Source organism: Paenibacillus suaedae (genome assembly GCF_032337355.1).
GTDB lineage: Bacteria > Bacillota > Bacilli > Paenibacillales > Paenibacillaceae > Paenibacillus_B > Paenibacillus_B suaedae.
The window spans coordinates 289453-310925 of record NZ_JAVYAA010000007.1; the positions used below are offsets into that span (position 1 = coordinate 289453).

Annotated in this window: 16 protein-coding genes and 1 pseudogene; 10 read left to right on the forward strand and 7 right to left on the reverse strand. The window is 47.5% G+C overall.

Annotated elements, in window-relative coordinates; genetic code table 11:
- Positions 1-256: 256 nt before the first annotated feature.
- The 3 genes from RQP50_RS24450 (at position 257) to RQP50_RS24460 (ending at position 3680) form a co-directional block, all read left to right on the forward strand.
- Entirely contained in the window at positions 257-1168 is a 912-nt protein-coding gene (locus tag RQP50_RS24450) for an ABC transporter permease (RefSeq protein WP_315747034.1), read from the forward strand.
- A 4-nt stretch (positions 1169-1172) separates the two neighbouring features.
- Positions 1173-2084, forward strand: a complete 912-nt coding sequence (locus RQP50_RS24455; RefSeq protein ID WP_227774841.1) for an ABC transporter permease — start codon at positions 1173-1175, stop codon at positions 2082-2084.
- Between the two features lie 303 nt (positions 2085-2387).
- Positions 2388-3680, forward strand: coding sequence for a Gfo/Idh/MocA family protein (locus RQP50_RS24460; RefSeq protein WP_315747035.1), 1293 nt, complete (start codon positions 2388-2390; stop codon positions 3678-3680).
- Positions 3681-3833: 153 nt separating this feature from the next.
- On the opposite strand, the gene RQP50_RS24465 is transcribed toward RQP50_RS24460, so the two are convergent.
- From RQP50_RS24465 to RQP50_RS24475, 3 genes are all read right to left on the reverse strand, one after another.
- Complete coding sequence (locus tag RQP50_RS24465; RefSeq protein ID WP_072730131.1) at positions 3834-5045, reverse strand: MFS transporter; 1212 nt, start codon at positions 5043-5045, stop codon at positions 3834-3836.
- A gap of 440 nt (positions 5046-5485) precedes the next feature.
- Entirely contained in the window at positions 5486-6328 is an 843-nt protein-coding gene (locus RQP50_RS24470) for a 1,4-dihydroxy-6-naphthoate synthase (RefSeq protein ID WP_072730132.1), read from the reverse strand.
- A gap of 2 nt (positions 6329-6330) precedes the next feature.
- Positions 6331-7056 carry a futalosine hydrolase gene (locus RQP50_RS24475; RefSeq protein WP_394358433.1) on the reverse strand — a complete coding sequence of 242 codons (726 nt, stop codon included), beginning with the start codon at positions 7054-7056 and terminating at the stop codon, positions 6331-6333.
- Positions 7057-7432: 376 nt separating this feature from the next.
- Between RQP50_RS24475 and RQP50_RS24480 the strand changes: the two genes are divergently transcribed.
- Together RQP50_RS24480 and RQP50_RS24485 are read left to right on the forward strand one after the other, a co-directional pair.
- Positions 7433-8188, forward strand: coding sequence for an acyl-[acyl-carrier-protein] thioesterase (locus tag RQP50_RS24480; protein WP_315747037.1), 756 nt, complete (start codon positions 7433-7435; stop codon positions 8186-8188).
- Between the two features lie 189 nt (positions 8189-8377).
- Positions 8378-9526 carry a phosphodiester glycosidase family protein gene (locus tag RQP50_RS24485; protein WP_251487517.1) on the forward strand — a complete coding sequence of 383 codons (1149 nt, stop codon included), beginning with the start codon at positions 8378-8380 and terminating at the stop codon, positions 9524-9526.
- 68 nt (positions 9527-9594) lie between these two features.
- On the opposite strand, the gene RQP50_RS24490 is transcribed toward RQP50_RS24485, so the two are convergent.
- Positions 9595-10200 (reverse strand): pentapeptide repeat-containing protein, encoded by a 606-nt coding sequence (locus tag RQP50_RS24490; protein WP_072730133.1) that lies wholly within the window; start codon positions 10198-10200, stop codon positions 9595-9597.
- A gap of 685 nt (positions 10201-10885) precedes the next feature.
- Between RQP50_RS24490 and RQP50_RS24495 the strand changes: the two genes are divergently transcribed.
- Positions 10886-12511 carry an ATP-binding protein gene (locus tag RQP50_RS24495; protein WP_235075065.1) on the forward strand — a complete coding sequence of 542 codons (1626 nt, stop codon included), beginning with the start codon at positions 10886-10888 and terminating at the stop codon, positions 12509-12511.
- 79 nt (positions 12512-12590) lie between these two features.
- Here RQP50_RS24495 and RQP50_RS24500 read toward each other — a convergent pair whose 3' ends face one another.
- Positions 12591-12833 (reverse strand): NHLP leader peptide family RiPP precursor, encoded by a 243-nt coding sequence (locus RQP50_RS24500; RefSeq protein ID WP_021255329.1) that lies wholly within the window; start codon positions 12831-12833, stop codon positions 12591-12593.
- Positions 12834-12899: 66 nt separating this feature from the next.
- A complete protein-coding gene (locus tag RQP50_RS24505) occupies positions 12900-13838 on the reverse strand; it encodes a hypothetical protein (RefSeq protein WP_315747038.1) in 939 nt (312 codons plus the stop codon).
- A gap of 462 nt (positions 13839-14300) precedes the next feature.
- Here RQP50_RS24505 and RQP50_RS24510 point away from each other — a divergent pair, with 462 nt between their 5' ends.
- Positions 14301-15149, forward strand: coding sequence for an EcsC family protein (locus RQP50_RS24510; protein ID WP_315747039.1), 849 nt, complete (start codon positions 14301-14303; stop codon positions 15147-15149).
- A gap of 179 nt (positions 15150-15328) precedes the next feature.
- On the opposite strand, the pseudogene RQP50_RS24515 reads toward RQP50_RS24510, so the two are convergent.
- Positions 15329-15493: pseudogene (locus RQP50_RS24515) on the reverse strand (PAS domain-containing protein); the annotation flags it as partial.
- Between the two features lie 493 nt (positions 15494-15986).
- Here RQP50_RS24515 and RQP50_RS24520 point away from each other — a divergent pair.
- The 3 genes from RQP50_RS24520 to RQP50_RS24530 all read left to right on the forward strand — a co-directional run bounded on the left by RQP50_RS24520 (position 15987) and on the right by RQP50_RS24530 (position 21446).
- Positions 15987-17732, forward strand: a complete 1746-nt coding sequence (locus RQP50_RS24520; protein WP_315747040.1) for an ABC transporter ATP-binding protein — start codon at positions 15987-15989, stop codon at positions 17730-17732.
- A complete protein-coding gene (locus tag RQP50_RS24525) occupies positions 17725-19587 on the forward strand; it encodes an ABC transporter ATP-binding protein (RefSeq protein WP_315747041.1) in 1863 nt (620 codons plus the stop codon). Before RQP50_RS24520 ends, RQP50_RS24525 begins: the two co-directional genes overlap by 8 nt.
- A gap of 389 nt (positions 19588-19976) precedes the next feature.
- Positions 19977-21446 (forward strand): catalase, encoded by a 1470-nt coding sequence (locus tag RQP50_RS24530; RefSeq protein WP_072730136.1) that lies wholly within the window; start codon positions 19977-19979, stop codon positions 21444-21446.
- Positions 21447-21473: the final 27 nt, after the last annotated feature.

The window sequence follows — 21473 nt, forward strand, 5'->3', positions numbered from 1 at the left end:
GGATAAGTCTGGTTTCTCCCCTATACCATGGAGTCAATAGAATAGATCTAGTAGAAGAGGGCACATTTCCAGTTCATTTGGGAATGTGCCTTTTATGGTGTGGAGGGGAAGAGGATCACCCAAGGAATCAACAATCATAGAAGCACTCTATTTGATGGATAAAATAACCATAAAAGGATTGCATCGTCTTCACAATACAGGAATGATATGGTATCACTAGCATATGGATCGCGAGAGAATCACTCAGGAGGAAATTATGAATCTAGTACTGCATATGGTGAAGTCACTATGCCTCAGCCTTTTTGCATTGATCATGATAATGCTCATTGTCCTATTTCCACGCAAGCTGGACATCGGCATGGAAGGCTATAAGATGACAGCGAAGTATCAGTTCAGCTGGTCGCAGTATGCCGAGAACATCACAGGATTTATACGCGGTATCTTTGTTGACAATACCTTAGGCGTAACCCGTTACGGGGAAGCTGTAGGTTCTGAGGTGCTGACAGTGATGGGGAACAGCCTAACTATTATTGTGATTGGCTTTCTATTAAGTTTTATATTGGGCTTGTTGAAAGGGATTGCTGACTATAAGCTGTCCAAGTCGAAGTGGAATGTGATCGGGAACGGAACGACTTGGTTGTTTCAATCGGTGCCTGACTTCATGGTCGTGCTGCTCATTCAATGGTTTGTTATTCGATACATGCCGTTTATTCATTTCTTTGAGCAAAAAGAATGGTATGCCTTCCTCATTCCATCTGTACTTGTATCCGTATATCCAGCTATGTATATTGCACGAATTACGAGCGCTGCAATTGCGGCGCAGGAAGGACAGATGTACATTCAGGTTGCCAAAGCGAAGGGAGTGGCGCAGCGAATGATTTTGTTCAAGCACGTTGGCCGCAACAGTATGGGAACGATTTTGTCCCACCTGCCTTCCTTGTTCGGATACACCCTGTCTAATTTACTAATGGTTGAATACTTAATGAGTTATCCTGGTGCAGCTCACCGTTTATTCCAAGCGATTGATTATGATACTAGCTTCGGATCGGGAGTGAATTATGAGCCGGGTGTCATTATCGGGATTGCTTGCTGTTTTACGATTATGGTGGTGCTAGTTCAGTGGATTGCCTTGCTGGCCAAGCGTTCCATTGCGCCGACATCGAGATAAAGGAGTGTCCTCATTGAAAAACTACACACTATGGATCGGTGGGGCAATGCTCGCCTTGGTTTTATTTGTGATGTACCTTGGTCCAGAATTGCCGTTCATAGACAAGTCGCTTACACCCGAAAAGCATAGATGGTCAGAGCAGGGCAAGCTCATGCTACCTCCCTACAAAGCTTCGGATCTGAACTGGATTGGCTCGGATAAGAAAGGCGTCGACAACTTGAGCAAGCTCGTGGTAGGAACCAAGGAGACGGTCTATATCGTCTTCTTCATTGCTCTGCTGCGCTATATAATTGCAGTGCCATTAGGCGTGCTCGCGTATAAGCAGAAGGGAGTTGCTCATTGGCTGGTAACAAGCTTGAATCAGATATTCACGTTTCTGCCTGTTATTTTCTCAGCTATTCTATTACTGAGTATGCCGTTCATCCAATATTCGAGCAATCGTATTCTATGGGTAATCCCAATTCTCGCTTTGCTTGAGGTGGGGCGCGTGGCACATATTGTGCAGCAGCAGGCGAACCATATCTCACACGAATTATTTGTGGAAGCAGGAGAATCGCTTGGATTAAGTGGATGGCGCCTGGTTCGAAATTATTATATGCCGTCGCTTGTACCGGAGATCGTCATTAATTTTTGCATTGATTTGGGCAAGGTCATGCTGCTTATTGGACAATTAGGTGTGTTGAGTATTTTCTTGACGCACAATTGGGCCGAGGTTGATTACTTCACCATGAAATTTGTGAATACAAGCACCAACTGGGTGTCCTTGCTTGCAGAGACGCGCGCGGATATTTATTTAAGCAAGTTCACTTTCGTATTTTATCCCGCGCTCGCTATTCTGTTCACGGTGCTCACCTTCAATCTATTGGGAGAGGGCCTACGACGCCACTTCAACCGCCGTATGGGCTCCTATTTATAGAAGACAGAGAGACGCAATACGATGCGAATTTTGAAATCATCACGTTCGACAGAGACAGAATCCAGCAGGCAGAGAATCGAGCGGAGACAGACAAATCTGACTTGGCGTTATGCAGAAGGATAGCAAGCTTAGCTTCTTCGTAGAGTGGGAAGAGCAGGATGTCTTCATGACATACGATGTTCATAAATAGAGTGGGGAAACGCATTGCTCCGATTGGATATATGCTTTAGATTATAGAATTATAGACAAAGAAAAATATCCCAATCACAACGAGATGATTGCTTAATGGAGGGTGCCGGAGAGATGAGTGTGAAGGCCATCTTGCTAGGAGCAGGAGTGCGAGGAGCAGATGTATACGCACAGCATGCTTTGCAATTCCCAGAGGAATTAGAAATTGTCGCGGTTGCCGAACCGGACGAGGAGAGGCGGGCAGTGTTCGCGCGCGAGCATCATATTCAGGCGGAATATGTATTTTCGGATTGGAAGGAAGCACTGCAAGGGGCACGCTATGCGGATGCGGTGATGATCTGCACGCAGGATCGCATGCATTACGAAGCGACGATGATGGCACTGGAGCAGGGCTATCACGTGTTGTTGGAGAAGCCGATCTCGCCTTCGCCTGAGGAATGCGTCGAGATTGAGGCAGCTGCGAGACGGTGCAACCGGATCGTTCTTGTATGCTATGTGCTGCGCTACACACCATTCTGGTCCTCTATCAAGCAGGTGATCGATGCAGGCAGCATCGGAAGGATCGTGAATATTCAGTTATGTGAAAATATAGGCTTCGCTCACATGGCCCATAGTTATGTACGTGGCCATTGGAGTAAGACGAGCGAGTCCAGTCCGATGATTTTAGCGAAGTCATGTCATGATTTAGATATTATTCTGTGGCTTATGCAGCAGGATTGCAGGCGGCTGACGTCCTTCGGCTCGCTGTTCCATTTCAAGCGGGAGAATAAGCCAGCAGATGCGCCGCTCTATTGTACAGACGGCTGTCCGCACGTTAAAGAATGCTGCTATGCAGATTTGAGATATTACTTAGGAGAAGGTCGTCGTCGTGCGCTGCATTTCACGAAGGATCCTACAGATGAGCATATTCGGGACGTGATTCGCGAGACGCCTTATGGGCGGTGTGTCTTCCAATGTGACAATGATGTCGTCGATCATCAGGTGGTCAATATGGAATTTCGCAACGGAGCGACGGCTTCCTTTACCTTGTCCGCCTTCACGCATGACAGCTCGCGAATGGTGCAAATATCAGGAACGAGCGGGGAAATACGTGGTAACCTAGAAAAGCAGACATTCACAGTATATGATTTTGTTGATGATACCTCACAAGAGATGCATGTCCATGATGAGGGTCGCGAAGGCTGTACGGCCATGATGCATGAATTTTGCCGTCTCGTATCGTCGCAGCCACACAATAGGAGCGACCTATCGACTGTGCTGCGCGGCTCCGTGCAGAGCCACATGATGGCGTTCGCTGCGGAACGCTCCCGATTGCATGACGGAATGCCTATGGATATTCAGCAGCTGACGCGATATTACCAGCAGGTAGTCAGCAATCCTTTGGCAGGTACATGTTCAGAGCGGTAATGTTCCAACGATCACTCGATAAAAAAGAGAAGGGGCTCACCGACGTATGTAAAAATTACGTTCGATGCAGCCCCTTGTTATTGTAGAACGATGATTGTAACCTCTTCATAAGTCTTCCGCAACGTAAACCTGTAATTTCTGAGGATTACATGATTACAACTCTTTGCTTGTTCCTGCGGCCTTCACTGGAACGCGGTCACCACGCTGCGTCCAGAACGCCAACCCCATCGTTGCAAGCAGCAATATACCCGTGACCCAAAATACCATGTGGATGGAGAACACACCACTAATCGCTCCCCCAACGAGTGGGCCAAGCATTCCGCCAAATTGATTCGCGGTCTGATTCAAGCTGAAGGCGCGTCCACGGAAATCACTGTCTGTTGTCCGCACCACGAGTCCGTTCAATGCTGGGAACACAGCGCAGAAGAAGATGCCATATGTAAAGCGGATAATCGAGAACCACCATATATTTTGAAACGGAATTTGAGCGAGCGTACCGATACCGCCCGCGAGCAGGCCGATCAGAAGAACCTTCTGGAAGCCGATGCGGTCGGCAAGCTTACCCCATCTTGCTGCGAACAGAATACTTGCAACGCCAACAAGCGAGAACACAAATCCAGCTACTAATGAGGCGTCCTTCGCGGAATGCCCGATCTCTACAATGTAGAGAGGCAGAACAGGCTCTATCGTCATGACCGAGAATTGGGTCAATAGGGAGAGCAGAAGTACGATCATGAACGGACGATTTACGGATGCGATCCGAATGGTATTGACGATCGAACTGCTGTCCTTCGTTGGAACGAAGTTTTCTTCTTTTACCCAGAAGATGACGAGCAATGTTGCAATCAAACACAAGATGCCTGCACATGCGAACGTCAGACGGCTGTCGAACAGCTTCGATAAAATGCCGCCGAGGAGCGGCCCCATTATTGTACCGGTTGCAGTGGCGGTTGCCATCATCGACAAGGCATAGCCGACCTTTTTTTCAGGTGTACTGGTGCCAACAAGGGCAATCGATCCGGGGATGAAGCCTGTCAGCAGGCCTTGCAATATACGGATCGTTAATAGCTGGTACTGATTCGTAACGAAGGCTAGCATAATATAAGTTACGAATAGTACAATTCCGGCCCGGATAATCATTGGCTTGCGTCCATACTTGTCGCCAATCGCTCCCCAGAACGGAGAAGAAATGGCGCCGGCGAAAAATACGCTGCTGAACAAAATCCCTGACCACAGCTCAATATGATCCTTTACACCAATTTGAATCAAGAAGAGCGGCAGGAATGGGACGACCATGGAGAAGCTTGATGAGACGATGAATGTACCAAACCATAGAATCCATAAATTTTTCTTCCATGTTTCCATTGGACTTTCACTCCTGTAGTTGTTTTCAGCAAGAGAGCGATTCCTTCGGAGTGTGTTGTTCCTAGAATCTCGTTTCTATTTGCCTACTTACTTTAGCAATAAACTATTATACACGACCCGCCTATGAAAAGCTTCCAACGTTTGCATATGCAAACTCGCTGTATCGTATGCGGTGACATGCCGAATGGACAGCATATCCTTTCATAATGGGCATATGATCGAAGAGTCGACAACTGAATAGGGGGGCGTATAGAAGGGACAGATTGTCTTCCTAACTTGAACCTATTCATCTGCTGTCTCCCGTAGGCGCCTAGCGATATATCAGCCAAGTGTCTATCACTGTCGGCAGCGAAAGAAGCAAAGAGAGCGCCCGCGTAATCTGCGGGCGCTCTACTTCGTAATGGTATAATATAGCTAGCGTTCGCGAATCACACTATAGACTACAGACGAAGTGCGGCTAAATCGAAAGCAGGCACGAGACCTTCCTTCGCTGCGCGGCCAAGCAGTGCTTCGACTGCAGCATAGCCGTCTTCACCTAAGTTTCTAGTAAATTCATTCACGTACAGGTTAATATGGGCATCCGTTACTTCAGGCGACATCTCCTGTGCATGAGCTAGGACGTATTCACGCGATGCTTCCGGGTGTGCCCATGCATATTCGACTGATGCGCGTGCCCAGCCGGCGATTGCGTTCACATTAAGCGTGCGGCGGGCGATTATGGCACCGAGTGGAATCGGCAGGCCGGTATCCGCTTCCCACCACTTACCCAGATCGGCAAGCATTGTGAGACCGTAAGACGGATATGTGAAGCGAGCTTCATGAATAACTAGCCCTGCATCAATGTGGCCATCTCGAACGGCCGGCATGATCTGATGGAACGGCATGACGACAATCTCTCCGACCCCGCCTGGCACATTCTGTGCAGCCCACAACCGGAACAATAGATAGGCTGTAGATCGTTCACTGGGCACTGCGACACGTCGGCCAGACAAGCTGGATGGGTCAGCTGGGGTCGAAGCCGATTCCTTCGTCAATACAAGCGGTCCGCAGCCACGGCCAAGCGCTCCCCCACATGGCAGCAGGGCATACTCAGACAGTACCCAAGGCAATGCTGCGAATGAAATCTTGAGCACATCTAACCCGTTTCCGCTCGCTGCAAGGTGGTTCGTGATATCAATATCTGCATATGTTACATCTAACTCCGGGGCACCCGGTATAAGTCCATGCGCCCAAGCATGGAAGACAAACGTATCGTTCGGACATGGGGAATAGGCGATTTTCATGATTACAGCACCTCCACTAAAACTGCGCTGGCAGCTTCCAATGCATCCAGCGCTTCTTGAATCCGCCAAGCGGCACGATTGCGCGGGCCGACGGCATTCGATATCGCGCGTAGCTCCAGTACGGGCAGACCGAAATCCTGCGCCGCGGTTGCTACGCCATAGCCTTCCATGGCTTCAACGGCTGCTCCAGGCACACGTTCTGCCATTTGGGCTGCGGTTGCAGCTGTGCCTGTCACGGTTGCAACCGTGAGCACGGGGCCGGAACGTGCTGGCAGATTCGCTGTTTGCAGTGCTGTCGCTACTTGAGCGACAAGCCCAGCATCGACAGGAATGCGAGCAGAGCCGAAGCCAAGCTCGTCTAGACTGGAGAACCCCTCTGGGGTCTCCGCACCTAAATCTGCGGCAATGATGTCGCTTGCGACGACCAATGATCCAATCTCAGCTTGTCCGGGAAATCCCCCGCCGATACCGGCACAGATGACAAGCCGATAGTTGGATGAACCCTCATTTGCAAGCTTCCGAGCCGTCCGGGCTGCGGCCGCTGCGACACCCACGCCACCGAGAATGACGTCATATTGAGGATGATGCTGAAGACCGCGCAATAAGGCATCCCGCTCTGCTGCGACAGAAGTCACAATTAGAATGCGGCCCTCTGTTGGCTGTTCGGCGGCTTCAGCTGCACTAATGACAGTTGAAACCACTGCTGAGGCATCCTTCATTTCCTTCATCATGTTGGTCGCTCCTTTATGATACAAGACAAGCGTTTCACACACACCGTCTATCGCATCGGAAAAATTATATATCGATTTACTTCCTTCAAATTATCTTCTTCCTCAAATTCTGTAAAGAGGGGATTTATTGTGTAAAGGGGATAATCTATGCTTGCTTCTTATCTTATGTTTATACTAACATATCATAGGATGGTTTATGAATAGAAGCATTTACGATTACCAAGTGAGCTCAGGATCGTGAACAGGTTTCCGCAGTGGAAGCAGCGGTTTAGCAGATCAATATCGGTTATGATATTGTTGGGCATGGAATGACTGATGCAGATAGATGGACTCAAAAGCAGGCAGATGATTGTTCAGAAGGAGTTGATTAGAAGTGGTCTCAAATCGTTGGAGTGAGCAACATGAAGTATCATCTGATAACTGTGATTACAAGCGCGATTGTCGCTTGTCGACATTAATGGAGTGGATGCAGCGGGCAGGTGATTCCCATCTTGCATCGCATGATGTATCCATGGACGAATTGGTAGGCAGCGGCATGGCTTGGATGCTGTTGACCGTGGATTTGGAACTGATGAGAATGCCGAAGTACGGAGATGTACTTCAGTTGGATACATGGCATAAGGGAGCGAGAGGCGTTCAATGGCTGCGTGATTATGTGGTCTACGATGCAGAGCATCAGCAAATTGCTCAATCCCGCACGACATGGGCACTTGTTGATCTGAATAAGCGGCGTATTCTTCGGGCATCCGCATTTCCTTATAATGTTCCTGTCAATAATGAGGATTCTGTGGGGGAGATGCCTGAGAAGGTTGCCATACCAGAAGAATCCACTCTTCGCCTTGCTTATACCCTCCACGTAAGACAGAGCAGTATTGATATGAACGGCCATTTGAATAATGCCAGATTTGCTGATATATGCTTGGATGCGATGACGCTAGAGGAGTTGGAACGAGGTGTGTCGCGCTTCCGAATTACGTACCATAAGGAAATCATTCTCGGGGATCAAGTAGATGTATACCGTTCTACTGGTGAAGCGATGCATGCAGATGATCGCCGCTGCTTTATTCGTGGACAAGCTTCGGATGGCAGTACGTTGTTCGATGCTGAAGTTGTTTATCGAGAAGAATAGCTGCTGGATAGATGGTGCCGGGGATTCGGGAGCGTTAACGTTGCGCTCCTCTTCTCTGTGACAATGACATTAATCGTCAGAATGATCGGATTACGTCGGCTAATTGACATTATTGTCGAAAAAAGACATCGTCCTCAAAAGGATGATATGATACTATATTCCTGAAATTGGATTTTTTCGCCTGGGAGAGTGCAGAAATTGAAAAAAATAATGACAGCAGTTCTAGGGATAGCCTTAACTTTTACATTCATTACACCACATGGGCAAGCTCACGCAGATGCAAGCTCATATGGGGTTATGGATACGAAGGCGTACCGTACTTACGTCCCGATACGCTATTTGAGCGATAAGCTGCACTATCAAGTGACATGGGAGCCTACAAGTAAGCGCATAGAGGTGGTAAGCGACGATAATTATCTGGAGATGACATTAGGTACAACGCAGGCATATGTCAACGGAATGAATACGGAGTTGGAAGCAGCCCCATTCCGAGCAGGGGGGACGACTTATGTTCCAGTTCGGTTCGTCAGCGAAGCAATGAACCTGTCTATGGAATGGGACAAGAACGGATCGCTTGTCCATTTTTGGAATGGGGACAGTCATGTTCGCTTGCCTATTGTCTCGAAGCAGCGGATCAACCAAACATCGTCAATTGAGAAGAGCTGGCGAGCATTCAAGGTCGGGAACAAGCGGGTGACGACCACGATGCTGACCATAAATCTGCTGCATCCTCATATACGTCTCGGCGTAGGAGTGGGTTACGGAGGAGAGGGCTCGGTCGATAACCTCAAGCATATGGCAAAGCGTAATTATGCAATCGCTGCGATAAATGGGGGCTACTTTGATGCTTATTCCAATTCGAAGGTGAAAGTCCCGTATGGCTATGTAGTTAGAAACGGAAAAATGATACATAACGGCTCTGGCGATAAACGAAGTGTGCTTCTGTTCACGAAAGATAATCAAGTAGAGATGATCCCGGGGCCATCATTCATAGATCGATTCCAAGAAGGGGATGTGTACGGAGCTTTGCAGGTAGGGCCGCGTCTTATTACAGACGGCAAGATTACCGTTAATCTGAAGGGCGAAGGCTTTAAAGATCCGAAAATATTGAAGCACAGCAGCATACGCAGTGCGGTTGGTATAACCAAGGACTACAAGCTAATGATCTTGACTACATCCAGCGCTACGATTCCAGAGCTTGCTAAAGTGATGAAGCAGGCTGGCGCTTATCAGGCGATGAATTTGGATGGCGGAGCATCAAGCGGCCTTTATTACAATGGAAGATATATGACATACCCTGGGCGGAACATTAGCAATGCGCTGCTCATTTTTAAATAAAAGAAGTACTGAAAAACAGCCGCAAAATTGCTATATTAGCAGACTGCGGCTGTTACTCTATCTACGAATCAATCTACCTTGGCTCCGTATGCTCTAGCAAATGCAACGGCTTGAATCATATCAATTCGGACTTTGGTAAGTTCCAGTGCTTTGAAGTTCACTCCGTTCATCTCAGCTCCTCGCAAATCTGCACCAGCCAATTTGGTTTTGGTGAGATTTGTACGGGTTAGATCGGCATCCCGTAGGTCAGCCTTCTCCAGCTTGCTTTCAGTCAGGTCTGCCTCCATGAAGCGAACACCACGCAAGTTCTGCCTCGTTAAGTTCGCATGGCGCATATTCGTATACGACCAATCTCCTCCGATAATCGTTATGCCATCCCATAATACAGTGGTGAAATCCGTCCCTACCATTTTGCATTCTGCAAATTTGGCCGCGAATAAATTAACTCCTGTGAACCGGCAATTCGTAAATGCACTGTGCGTGTGTGTAGAGCCATTGAGCACGGCTCCGGTGAAATCACAGTCAATAAATTGACAGCTTGTTGTCACTGCTCCATCCAGTTGTGCACCTCGGAAGCGGCAGGAGGTAAACGTGCAATTGCGCAGCTCAGACTCGCTCCAATTGACATAGCTAAAGTCGTTGCCGTCGTACTGTTCTTCTATATAAGTTGTCATAGGATACTCCTTTGTAGATTTCATACGATATCGTTCATCTATCCCAGTAGTTATCGTAACAAGGAAATCTACCTGTTTGCAATGATGCAAATATTACGAGGGGACACCACGAAAAAATACATTTCGACATTCTTTTTTCGACAGTCATCTCACTATTGTTTGTATATACTTTCTCTATGTCTTTTCCCATCCATAGATCGACACAGAAGTAGCATGAACAGGGATTTTCAACAAGATCCATGAAGATTATTATATTTTATGGAGACGCATATTAGAAATGGTTCAATTTCCAGATTCTAAGCAGGATTTTACATATTTTTGTTGAAGTATTGCCCATATCGGATATGGAATGATCCTTGAATACATACAGGGGTGTGAAATGGGATTTAAAAACTGGTTCACGCGAGGTATTTTCATAGGCCTCATTATATTGGTTATTGGAGCTATAACATCGCCTTCTCTATTATCCACACAACCAGAACCCACTAAAATAACGATTACCCAATGGGATGTAATATGGGAAAAGCAGCAAAGTGCATGGAAGGACATTGTAAGGAGAACAGAGGGATGGGAGACAATTGATCTTCAATCAAGCGTCCCTCTAAAGCCACAAGGAAGCCAATCTGCATGGTATCGAATTTCTCTCCCGCCTGTGCATTGGGATCAACCCGGGTTATACATAAGTATGTTATATGGATTTGAAGTAGATGTATACTCGGATGAAGGTAGAAAGCTGTACCACTCTGCACGTGATTATGGATCTGACGTATATCAAATTCTTGTGCCGATCAGACCATCCTCTAATAGTCAACATGTATATATCCATACGGCTACAACGGTAGAACGAATTGGAATCCAGAAATCAATCATCATCGGCAATTACCAAGAAATCATTCAAGATTATGCGAATCAAGGGCTCATAGATATTTTACTAGGTAGTTCATTGGTGTTTATCTCCATTGTAATGCTTATTTGCGTCTTTTCCCTTCGTAATATTGACGTGCCCAGTTGGTTATCTCTTAATATCGTAATCATGGCTGTTGGTATTATCATGATTACGAACTCTAAGTTTATTCATACTTATTTCGGCGAATATGGGAAACTGACTGTCATCTTATTTGACATCGCCATGCAAGCCCTTTCCCCAGCACTAACTTATTATTTCGAGCAAATTACTGGGCCCGGACCATTCTCAATTACATTGAAAATCAGGAAGTTTCAAGTTGTTTACTCTATACTCATGCTTGTGTGCCTGTTTATAAATATACTATCTAATAATCAGTTCTATGGTTTTTTTTACTTTATAACCGTCAAAGTGTATGCAGTCCTAATTGTCGGGCAATTGTGCTTGCTGACTGGGCTTTCTATCGTATACGCTATCCGAAAAAATGTGGACGCGATATTGTTTGCAATTGGCTTTACTGTTTTTGCTATTGTGACATTAGGAGAATTAGTTTGGTTTCTGCTTCATTCTGGCCAGTATGAACTTACCATTTGGAAATGGGGAGTTATTGCCTTTATCATTGCCTTCATCATGATTATGGGCAGAAGAATCGTTGCGACACATGAACAGGTTATTCAATATTCCAAGGAGCTTGAAATGTACAACGGCAAGCTGCAGCATTCCGAAAAGATGCACATCATCAGCGAACTTGCAGCCTCTGTAGCCCATGAGGTGCGCAATCCGCTTCAGGTAACGAGAGGATTCCTTCAGTTGATGAAGAATCACTCGAATGACAAAGAAAAGGAATACGTGAAGCTTGCATTAACTGAGCTTGATCGCGCATCCGAAATTATTACTGATTTCCTCACTTTTGCGAAGCCAGAGCTCGAGGATGTCGTGATTCTTAATGTTGGGGAGGAGCTTAGGCAGATTGAGGGGATACTTATGCCGCTTGCAAATATGCAGGGTGGTGTTATCGAATTGGAAGTAGAGTCAAATTTATTGATTTACGGCAACTCATCCAAGTTCAAGCAAGTATTTATCAATCTGATCAAGAATAGCATCGAAGCACTGCAGGATGGCGGTATGATCCGAATAGCAGGGTATGAAGAAAGAGGGGGGATCATGATCTGTGTTCAGGATGATGGTGTAGGGATGGATCAGGAGGAGATAGCACGCCTTGGCGAGCCTTATTTTTCGAATAAGACGAAGGGAACTGGTCTAGGGTTGATGGTCACCTTCCGCATCGTTGAAGTTATGCAGGGAAGCATCCATTTTCACAGTGAGAAGGGGAAAGGGACAGAGGCGATAGTGCGCTTTCCTTCTGCACTGGAACAGCCACCTATTGCGCTTCATAGTGGTACTTAGACGATTATACAATAGTGAGAAGGGGCATTCCACAAGTCATAGCCTGACGAGGGAAAGCCCCTTTTTAGAGGGAGATTATTTACCAGACGAAACGGCGAACGCCTTCTGCAGGGAGTGTCTCTGCTGGATTTGGAGGTATGACGAGGACGAAGCGATCTTTTGTTTCTTCCTGAGTCGTTAGTTCAACATGGTCAGGAATCGAAATGCCTAGCACTTCTTTAATGGCAGCCTTCGGATCTTTGAGCAAGCGCTCCTTAAATGAAGGATCTTCCCAGGCCTTGTGAATGATTTGATTTTTGAAAAGTTGCTCCGTAGTTACCATGTGCACCCCTCCGTATATGGAATGAACTACACAGATAATGTAACACTTTGCCTGTTTTCTGAACTACTACTTTGTTACCGAATTCGACAACCAATACGACAATCCGCCCATCATCAGCACTTCACGCTGCTGTCGAATATGGTCGGCTTCTTCGACAAGAATGTTTGCTAGTGAATGGTTAAACTCTACAAGTTGAGGGGACGCTTCCGGCATGGCATCCAGCTTGGCTTGAAGTTTCAAAGCTTCTTGACCAAAGGAAGCGAGGATGTCGGATACGGTAATGGCATGTCGAACGAGTTCCTCGGTAAGTGGTTTATCTGTCGGAATCTGTTGAATAGAACGAATCCACGCCAGCAGACAATTATAGCTTCCATCTTGTAGATCTGTCTGCCAATCTGCCCAGTCATCGGTCATCTGCAAACAAACAAGCACAGTATCAACGGCCTCGTTTACATGCGGGAGCTTATCCTCCATACCCGTTAAGAAGAGCGCGCCGCTACTAGACAGCTTGACGAGGGCTGACTTGTGAGCGACCTTGAGGCGATCCGTCATAAATACATCCTGCTCACGCTCGCTAGTGACGCCATGAACCCACTCCCATGTGTACTGCCTGAAGCTGTCCCATAACGGGGACTGGGGAGGGAACATCTGTCTATAGATGTCGAGCAATTCGATATAGCATAGATTACCCAAGGCAAGCTGCTCGGCCTTGTTATCGCAATCATTATCCATGACATCATCTTGGATAAAGTAATAGAGCATGCCGAATATGCTTGCAAGCGCCAGGCGGCGGCAATGCGCTGTCGAGAGTCCAGTCATGTCCTGCATCCAATAAGGGAGGCAGTAGCATATATAATTATTTGTGCTTCGATCGTTACTGGGATTGAATTTCTCTATATAGCGCAATCCTGCGTCATTCAGCGGGGCTGGGAATGCCTCGATGATACACTCGGCATCTTGAAAGACCTGTTCAATCTCGGAGCGGAACGGTTCATACCAATGCATAGTATCCCTTCTTCCTATGTGATTGATGTTGCAACTCTGATATGTATGATGTTCGGACAAGATGAGAAAACTGGCAGGCATGTGCAGCGTTTGTGAGTAGGATGGTAGCAGCATGAATGCATAAGAGCTAGGTGTGAGTGCGGAACTGACACAGAAGATGCAGATGTTGATAGGATATCTTGAATAGGAAGTGGAAGCTAGGAAGTTGAAAACAGTTACCATCAGTATAGAGGAAGATTGGATAAATCGACAAGAACATTGCTGACTATAGGCAGAAGTCTATCTGGTCTTCAGAAGTCACATCTTGCTATGCTCATTTCGTTTCTTCTTCAGCGCTCTCCTTGAGCTCTCAGGGAACGGGATCTCAATCCGGGAAAAGGGACGCAACCTACATGAAGCCATTCCGTATTGGTATAGAAATACATAGTTTAATCTAATGCGGAGACGGAGAGATCAAGAGGAATGGGAGAATCGAGACACGTGCTTCAACAGATGCTGCAAGCGATAGAGGAATGGGAACGCGAGCAGAAGGACTTATCCGTATTCGAGAAGATAGGACGGCTGCCATTCGCGCTGCTGGATCGCTTCACTCCCAAGGGGATACAGAATAAGATTGCTGAATTGCTAGATGAGTTGGGAGGCTATCTCCATACAGGAGGAAGCTACCTCGTCCAGAAGAAAAGCATACTAATGAAGCTTCGTGCAAAGTGGGCAGAAGAAGATCCTGTTTCCCTGGCGGCCTCTACTGCGCAGGGGAATCCACTGGATCTGCTGGCTGTGAAGCAGATGCCTCTAGCTCTGAGCAACACAGTTGCGGATTCGGTACGGGAATCCAATAAGAAGGTAGCATTTGCTCAAGGGGCAACGACGGGATTTGGCGGCATATTTACGTTAGCGGTGGATATACCTGCGGTTCTTGGCATCGCGCTTAAGGTGCTTCAGGAGACGGCGATCTGCTACGGATTTGATCCGGATGATCCAAGAGAGCGGCTCTTTATTGTGAAGTGTATGCAGTTCACGATGTCCGATATTGTAGGCAAGCAGGCGGTGCTGCAAGACATTGGCGACTACGACAACCCGAATAGACTTCGAGACTCGGTGTCTGAAGTACAGGGATGGCGGGAGACGATGGTGTCCTTTACCGATAATTTTGGCTGGAAGAAGCTATTCCAATCCGTGCCGGTTATCGGCATGATATTCGGTTCGTTCATGAACCGCTCTATGATTCATGACATGGCAGAGACAGCGCAGATGCTATACCGCAAGCGGGCAGTGCTGGAACGTCTCAATGCGCTGGATGACTGCTGTTAAGCGCTAGTTGCAGATATTGCTTGCTGCCCCTTCGAACCGATCCTTAATCCTATGGCAAGCGGCTCAAAGGGGCAGTGGTTAGATGTAATGAATTCGGCCCAGCGGCAGCGGCCTGCGGCACAATTCACGTAAAGCAGGCCGCGGACCAGAGAGGCCGATGATGTAGATCAGGAGACGCTCTAGGACATGATTCGCTTCTGTCCCTCTAGTGCTCGAATCTCGCTTACATTTTGCGTAAATTCTAACGTCCCCATATATTGCCCCGACTCATCCCGAACAGCGAAATAGCGAAAATAGACGAACTTATCCTTGAACGGGATCCAGAAATCCTCGACATCTTTTTTTCGCGATTATTAATAAGTTCGCTCATCGTAAGTCTCCTTTGTCATTGAGATCCATTATCAATAAGTCAATGCATGCTTAGATGAAAGCAAAGAACAATACGGGACGATTTGATTGAGATCACATTTTGCTTTGCATAATTTTTGACGCATTTCCTTAAACGAATTGCATTTCCGTACCCAATCTTGGAACAGTACGGCTTATTTGTGCTGGCTAGGCACTTCATTTGTGTGTGGGGATAGGTGTGTTCTCAGTTTGTAAAGAAGAGTGAGGAAGCATAGGTGTTATGTATGTAAAAATATGGTTTGTTAATGGCAGGTATTTCAATTACTATTTATGTACGGATATACACAGTGCGATGTAGAAATGAAGTGCATATCAAGGTACAGGAGTGCCGTAGACAGGCGGGCCCACATGCGGCTGATGAAGAGTCAGTCGATGCCGACATGGCCCAGTGCTGGTTAAACGAATATGAGACGGGATGTGATGCTATTCATGAAGGGAAAGACATTGTTGTTTAGTCATGTCCGTGCTCATCTGCCGCTCTATGTGACAGCTGTAGGCTGCATGGCGTTAGCCAATATCATTTACTCCTTTTTCCCCACCTTGCTAGGGCGATTCACTGATGAGCTGCAGATGCGGGGGCTGACGAAGGGGTCCGTGATTCATTACAGCTTATGGCTGCTTGGAGTTGCTATCGGATATGGCTCCTTGTTTGGAATTGGACAATATTTGAATCATCGCCTAGGACGTAAGTTTGAATTCAACATGAGACAGAAGCTGTTTACTCAATTTACAAGATTAAGTGAGCACTATTATTCGAATCATGGTGTAGGCAAGCTGCTCAGCTATTTCATGAATGATGTTACCTCGGTTCGAGAAACGATTGCCAACGGCGTGAACCAGACGACGAATGCGACGATCCTGCTCCTGTCGGTCATCATTATGATGGGGGTAAGTGGCATTCCGCTATATTTGGTATTCGTGTGCGTGCTTCCACTGCTTACGATTCCGCTGTTTGTCATTTATTTCGGCCCGCGCATTCGCACTCGTTCTCGTGCGGTGCAGGATTCCCTTGCGGCGATGACGGAGTCCGCAGAAGAGCAATTCGGTGGCATGAAGGTGACGAAGACATTCGCAGTTGAGCATGTGGCAGAAGAACGCTTCGGCGCAACAGTGGATCAGATTTGCAGCAATCAATTAGGGCTTGTGCGGATGACATCTCTCTTCCAAGCGCTCATTCCGTTCGCTGGCTCACTTTCCCTCGTTATCGCAATAACGTATGGGGGTGTGCTGTCGATGCAGGGACAATTATCCCTTGGAAGCTTCGTTATGTTAACCCTGTATTTGCGCATGATTATGACACCCCTGCAGCAAATCGGCAATGTCATCAATGTGATGCTCCGCTCACGAGCTTCTCTTGATCGCTTGAACCGGCTGTTGAATGAAGAGCCGGACATCCGTGAATATGCGGGTGCTCAGCCAATCTCGGCGGACGATGCTGTGATCGAGATCAGGAACCTGACATTTGCCTATCCAGAGGAAAGTAGAGAATCATTAGCTGATGTGAATATTCAGATATCAGCAGGCAAGACGCTCGGCATTGTTGGCAAGACGGGCAGCGGCAAGTCGACACTAGTGAAGCTGCTGCTTCGCGTCTACGATCCTCCGAAGGGGACAATTCGGATCGGAGGCCAAGACATCTGTGAAGTTACGCTAGAGAGCCTGCGTACCCAAATTGGGTATGTGCCGCAGGATGGATTCCTATTCAGCACGACTATTCGAGATAATATTGCATTCTATAACCGAAATGCTGAAGACGAAGCGGTTGAGGAGGCGGCGAAGCAAGCGGACGTATGGGACAATATTATGGGGTTTCCCGATCAGTTCTTTACGAAGCTGGGAGAGCGCGGCCTTACCTTGTCTGGCGGCCAGCGTCAACGAACGAGCTTGGCACGGGGAATGATTAAGAACGCGCCCATTCTCATTTTGGATGATAGTGTAAGTGCGGTTGATGTTGTAACAGAGACGACGATATTGAACAATCTCCGGGAAGTTCGAAAGGGCAAGACGAACATCATTATCGCACACCGGATAAGCGCTGTACGCCACGCTGATGAAATTATTGTCCTTGATCATGGCAGCATTGTGGAACGTGGAGCACATGAAGAACTGATCCAATCAGGCGGCTATTATGCCTCGCTCTATACGATTCAAGAGGAGGGGAAGAGAAATGCCTGAACCGACAGCGAACGTAAAGGGCAGGAACAATCATCATCCTGCACAGTCCAAGGAGATAGGCTCACGCATGGCAGGGGCTTCTCCCAAAGAGCGCAGGCAATCGTTTCGCGCTATGTTCGCTTATGCGAAGCCGTATCGCTTGACGTTTCTCGCCATATTTTTATGTACATTCCTTGCAATTGGAGCGGATTTGCTGCAACCTTATCTCGTGAAGATCGCGATTGACGATCATGTCTTGGCCGGGAAGCACGGTGTGGGCACATTATTTCTGATTGGCGGCAGCTATTTGCTTCTCGCGCTGCTTAGCTTGCTGTTCACCTATATTCAGGCGAACCTGCTTCAGAAGGTGGGGCAGGGCATTGTCGGCCAGTTGCGGAAGGATCTGTTCACACATATATCAAAGCAATCGATGTCATTCTTCGATCGCCATTCGATGGGCAGCCTCGTAACGAATGTGTCCAGTGACACCGAGACGATCAACCAGTTCTTTACTCAAGTGCTGTTAAGCGTAGTAAGGGACGGCATGTCGCTTCTCTTGATCGTGGTGTTTATGTTTTCGCTCGATGCGAAGCTTGCGATGTTCTGCCTTATCTTGTTCCCAATTATTTTGGCGATTGCGGTAGCTTTCCGGAAGGCGCTGCGATCTGCTTATCAACGCGCACGGGGTGAGCTGTCAAGGCTTATCGGATTTTTGGCGGAGAATCTGTCGGGTATGGGCCTCATCCAGGTGTTCCATCAGGAGAAGGAGCAGACAGAGCGCTTCACGGCGCAGAATCGGAAGTATTTGCAAGAGAATCTGCGCGAGGTGCGCACGAGCATCATGTTCAACCGCTCGTTCGATGTGCTCGGCAATGTGTCGGTCGCATTCATTGTGTGGCTTGGCGGCATGGCCGTATTGGATACGTCATTGGCGTTCGGAGTTCTGTATGCCTTTATCAATTACATTCGGCAGTTTTTCCAGCCGATCAACCATATTACCCAGCAATGGAACACGCTCCAATCCACAATCGTATCTATGGATCGCTTGTGGCGCATCTTCCGCATTCAACCTGAAGTACAGGATCCGAAACCAGAGCAGGAGCATAATGTAGTTGCCTCTGAAGTGCAGGGCCAAGTCGACTTCAATCATATTCGCTTTGCTTATGTTGATGATCGCGACGTGCTGCATGATCTGGATTTGCACATTAAGCCAGGTGAGTTCATAGGTATCGTAGGCACGACGGGAGCTGGCAAGAGCTCACTTGTGAACCTGCTCGCGCGTTTCTATGACGTCAAGCGGGGAAGTATTGAGATTGATGGGGTTGATATCCGCCGACTGCCGCAGCATACGCTGCATCAGATTGTCGGACTAGTGCAGCAGGATCCATTTCTGTATTCGGGATCCATTCTTGATAATGTCCGCTTATTCCAGGATAACGTATCGCGGGAGGAAGTGATCTGGGCCTGCAAGTCGGTTGGGGCGCACGGCCTGATCAAGCGCTTGAAGCATGGCTATGATACAAGGCTGTCTGATCGCGGGAGCGGTCTATCGGCAGGGGAGCGGCAGCTGATTTCTTTTGCTCGGATTCTCGTGTTCCAGCCCCGCATTCTCATCTTGGATGAGGCAACGGCACATTTGGATTCTCATACCGAACAGCTCATCCAGCAAGCGCTTGAAGTGGTCTCAGAGGGTAGAACGACGCTCGTGATTGCTCACCGTTTATCGACGATTCAGCATGCAGATCGCATTATTGTCATGCGGCATGGCCGCGTTGCAGAGGAAGGGACGAACGAGTCCCTTATTGCACAGAATGGGTATTATGCAGAGCTGATCCATCATTCGCGTTCGTACCCAAGAACAGCCGAGCAACAATAATCTGCTTAATACGATGCATCTTATCTCCTAATAGCAGTTCAGAGCTAGAATGGGAGGTAAGGTGTATTTTCATTTCAGCTTAGCTACTAGTTCTAGCACCCGCGACTTTATTCTAATTCCCGCCAAAGAAGCAGCACAGGATGGCTTCTATCACCAAGTTTCAGTTCTCTCGCGATATCCAGCATCAGTATTATCCTCTCATTCACTATTTAATCCTTGGCCGCATATCATGTGCCGGTACTCACGATTATTCTGTTATTTTATCTAAATTAAATATTAGATTATAATTATTATTGATAAATGCATCTCGGTGTGCTAAATTAATAACACACTTAATAATAATAATTATTATTTAAAACATAAAATAAAAACATGCGGAGGCGATATTATTGAGTAACCCGACGAAACTGACAACAAATCAAGGCGCCCCAGTAGCTGATAATCAAAACTCGAAAACAGCTGGACAGCACGGTCCAGTGTTGTTGGAGGATTACCATCTCATTGAGAAGCTTGCGCATTTCGATCGAGAACGTATTCCTGAGCGTGTCGTCCATGCTCGCGGTGCAGGGGCGTTCGGTGTGTTTCGTCCGTATCAAAGCATGTCTAAATATACAAAGGCAGCCTTCTTGCAGGATCCTTCCATTGAGACGAAGGTATTCGTGCGTTTCTCTACGGTCATCCATGGAGGGACATCTCCTGAGACGCTTCGCGATCCACGCGGATTCGCTGTGAAGTTCTATACAACCGAAGGCAATTATGACTTAGTAGGCAATAACCTGCCTGTGTTCTTTATTCGGGATGCGATTAAGTTCCCGGATATGGTGCACTCCCTGAAGCCGGCTCCACATACGAATATCCAAACACCAGATCATTACTGGGACTTCATGTCGCTGTCTCCTGAATCGACCAATATGTTGACATGGTTATTCTCAGACCTGGGTATCCCGGCGAATTATCGAGAAATGGACGGATTTAGCGTACACGCCTTCAAATGGGTGAATGAGGAAGGCAAGGTTGTCTATGTGAAATATACATGGAAATCACTTCAAGGTGTACGTAGCCTGACTGCAGAAGAAGCGGAGCAAATTCAAGCGAAGGATTTCAACCACGCTACTCGTGATCTGTATGATTCGATCGAAGCAGAAGACTTCCCTGAATGGGACTTGTATGTGCAAATGATTGAACCATCGCAAGGGGATGATTTTGATTTCGATCCGCTTGATCCTACGAAGGTATGGCCGGAAGAGCTCGTGCCGATGATGAAGGTAGGGCGGATGACATTGAACGAGAACCCAGCGAACTTCTTCGCAAGTGTAGAACAGTCTGCCTTCTCGCCAAGCGTACTGGTACCTGGCATTGAGCCATCGGAAGATAAGCTGCTGCAAGGCCGCTTGTTCTCTTATCCGGATACACAGCGCCACCGTCTAGGGACAAACTATTTGCAAATACCAGTCAATTGCCCGTTTGCCCAAGTGCGGAACCATCAGCGCGATGGAGCCATGAATGTGAATCAGGATCCGTCTCCAATTAACTATGAACCGAACAGCCATCCCGGCGCATATGTTGAAGCTGGAGGGCAATACGCAGAGAGCGAAATGCTCCTCGACGGCACGACGATGCGGCGTACAATTAGCAAGACGAATGACTTCGGGCAGGCTGGCGATAAGTATCGCAGCTTAACCCCAGAGGAGCAATCGCGATTGATTGCGAACTTGGTGAACGACCTCAAGCAGGTTAGACCTGAGGTTCAAATGCGCGCATTGTGCAACTTCTTCCGTGCCGATGCGGGCTATGGTGCCCGAATTGCGGCTGGCCTTGGGATTGACGTAAGTGCGCACACACAGCATATGAACTCATAACATGCTCTTAAGTAACGACGAAGACAA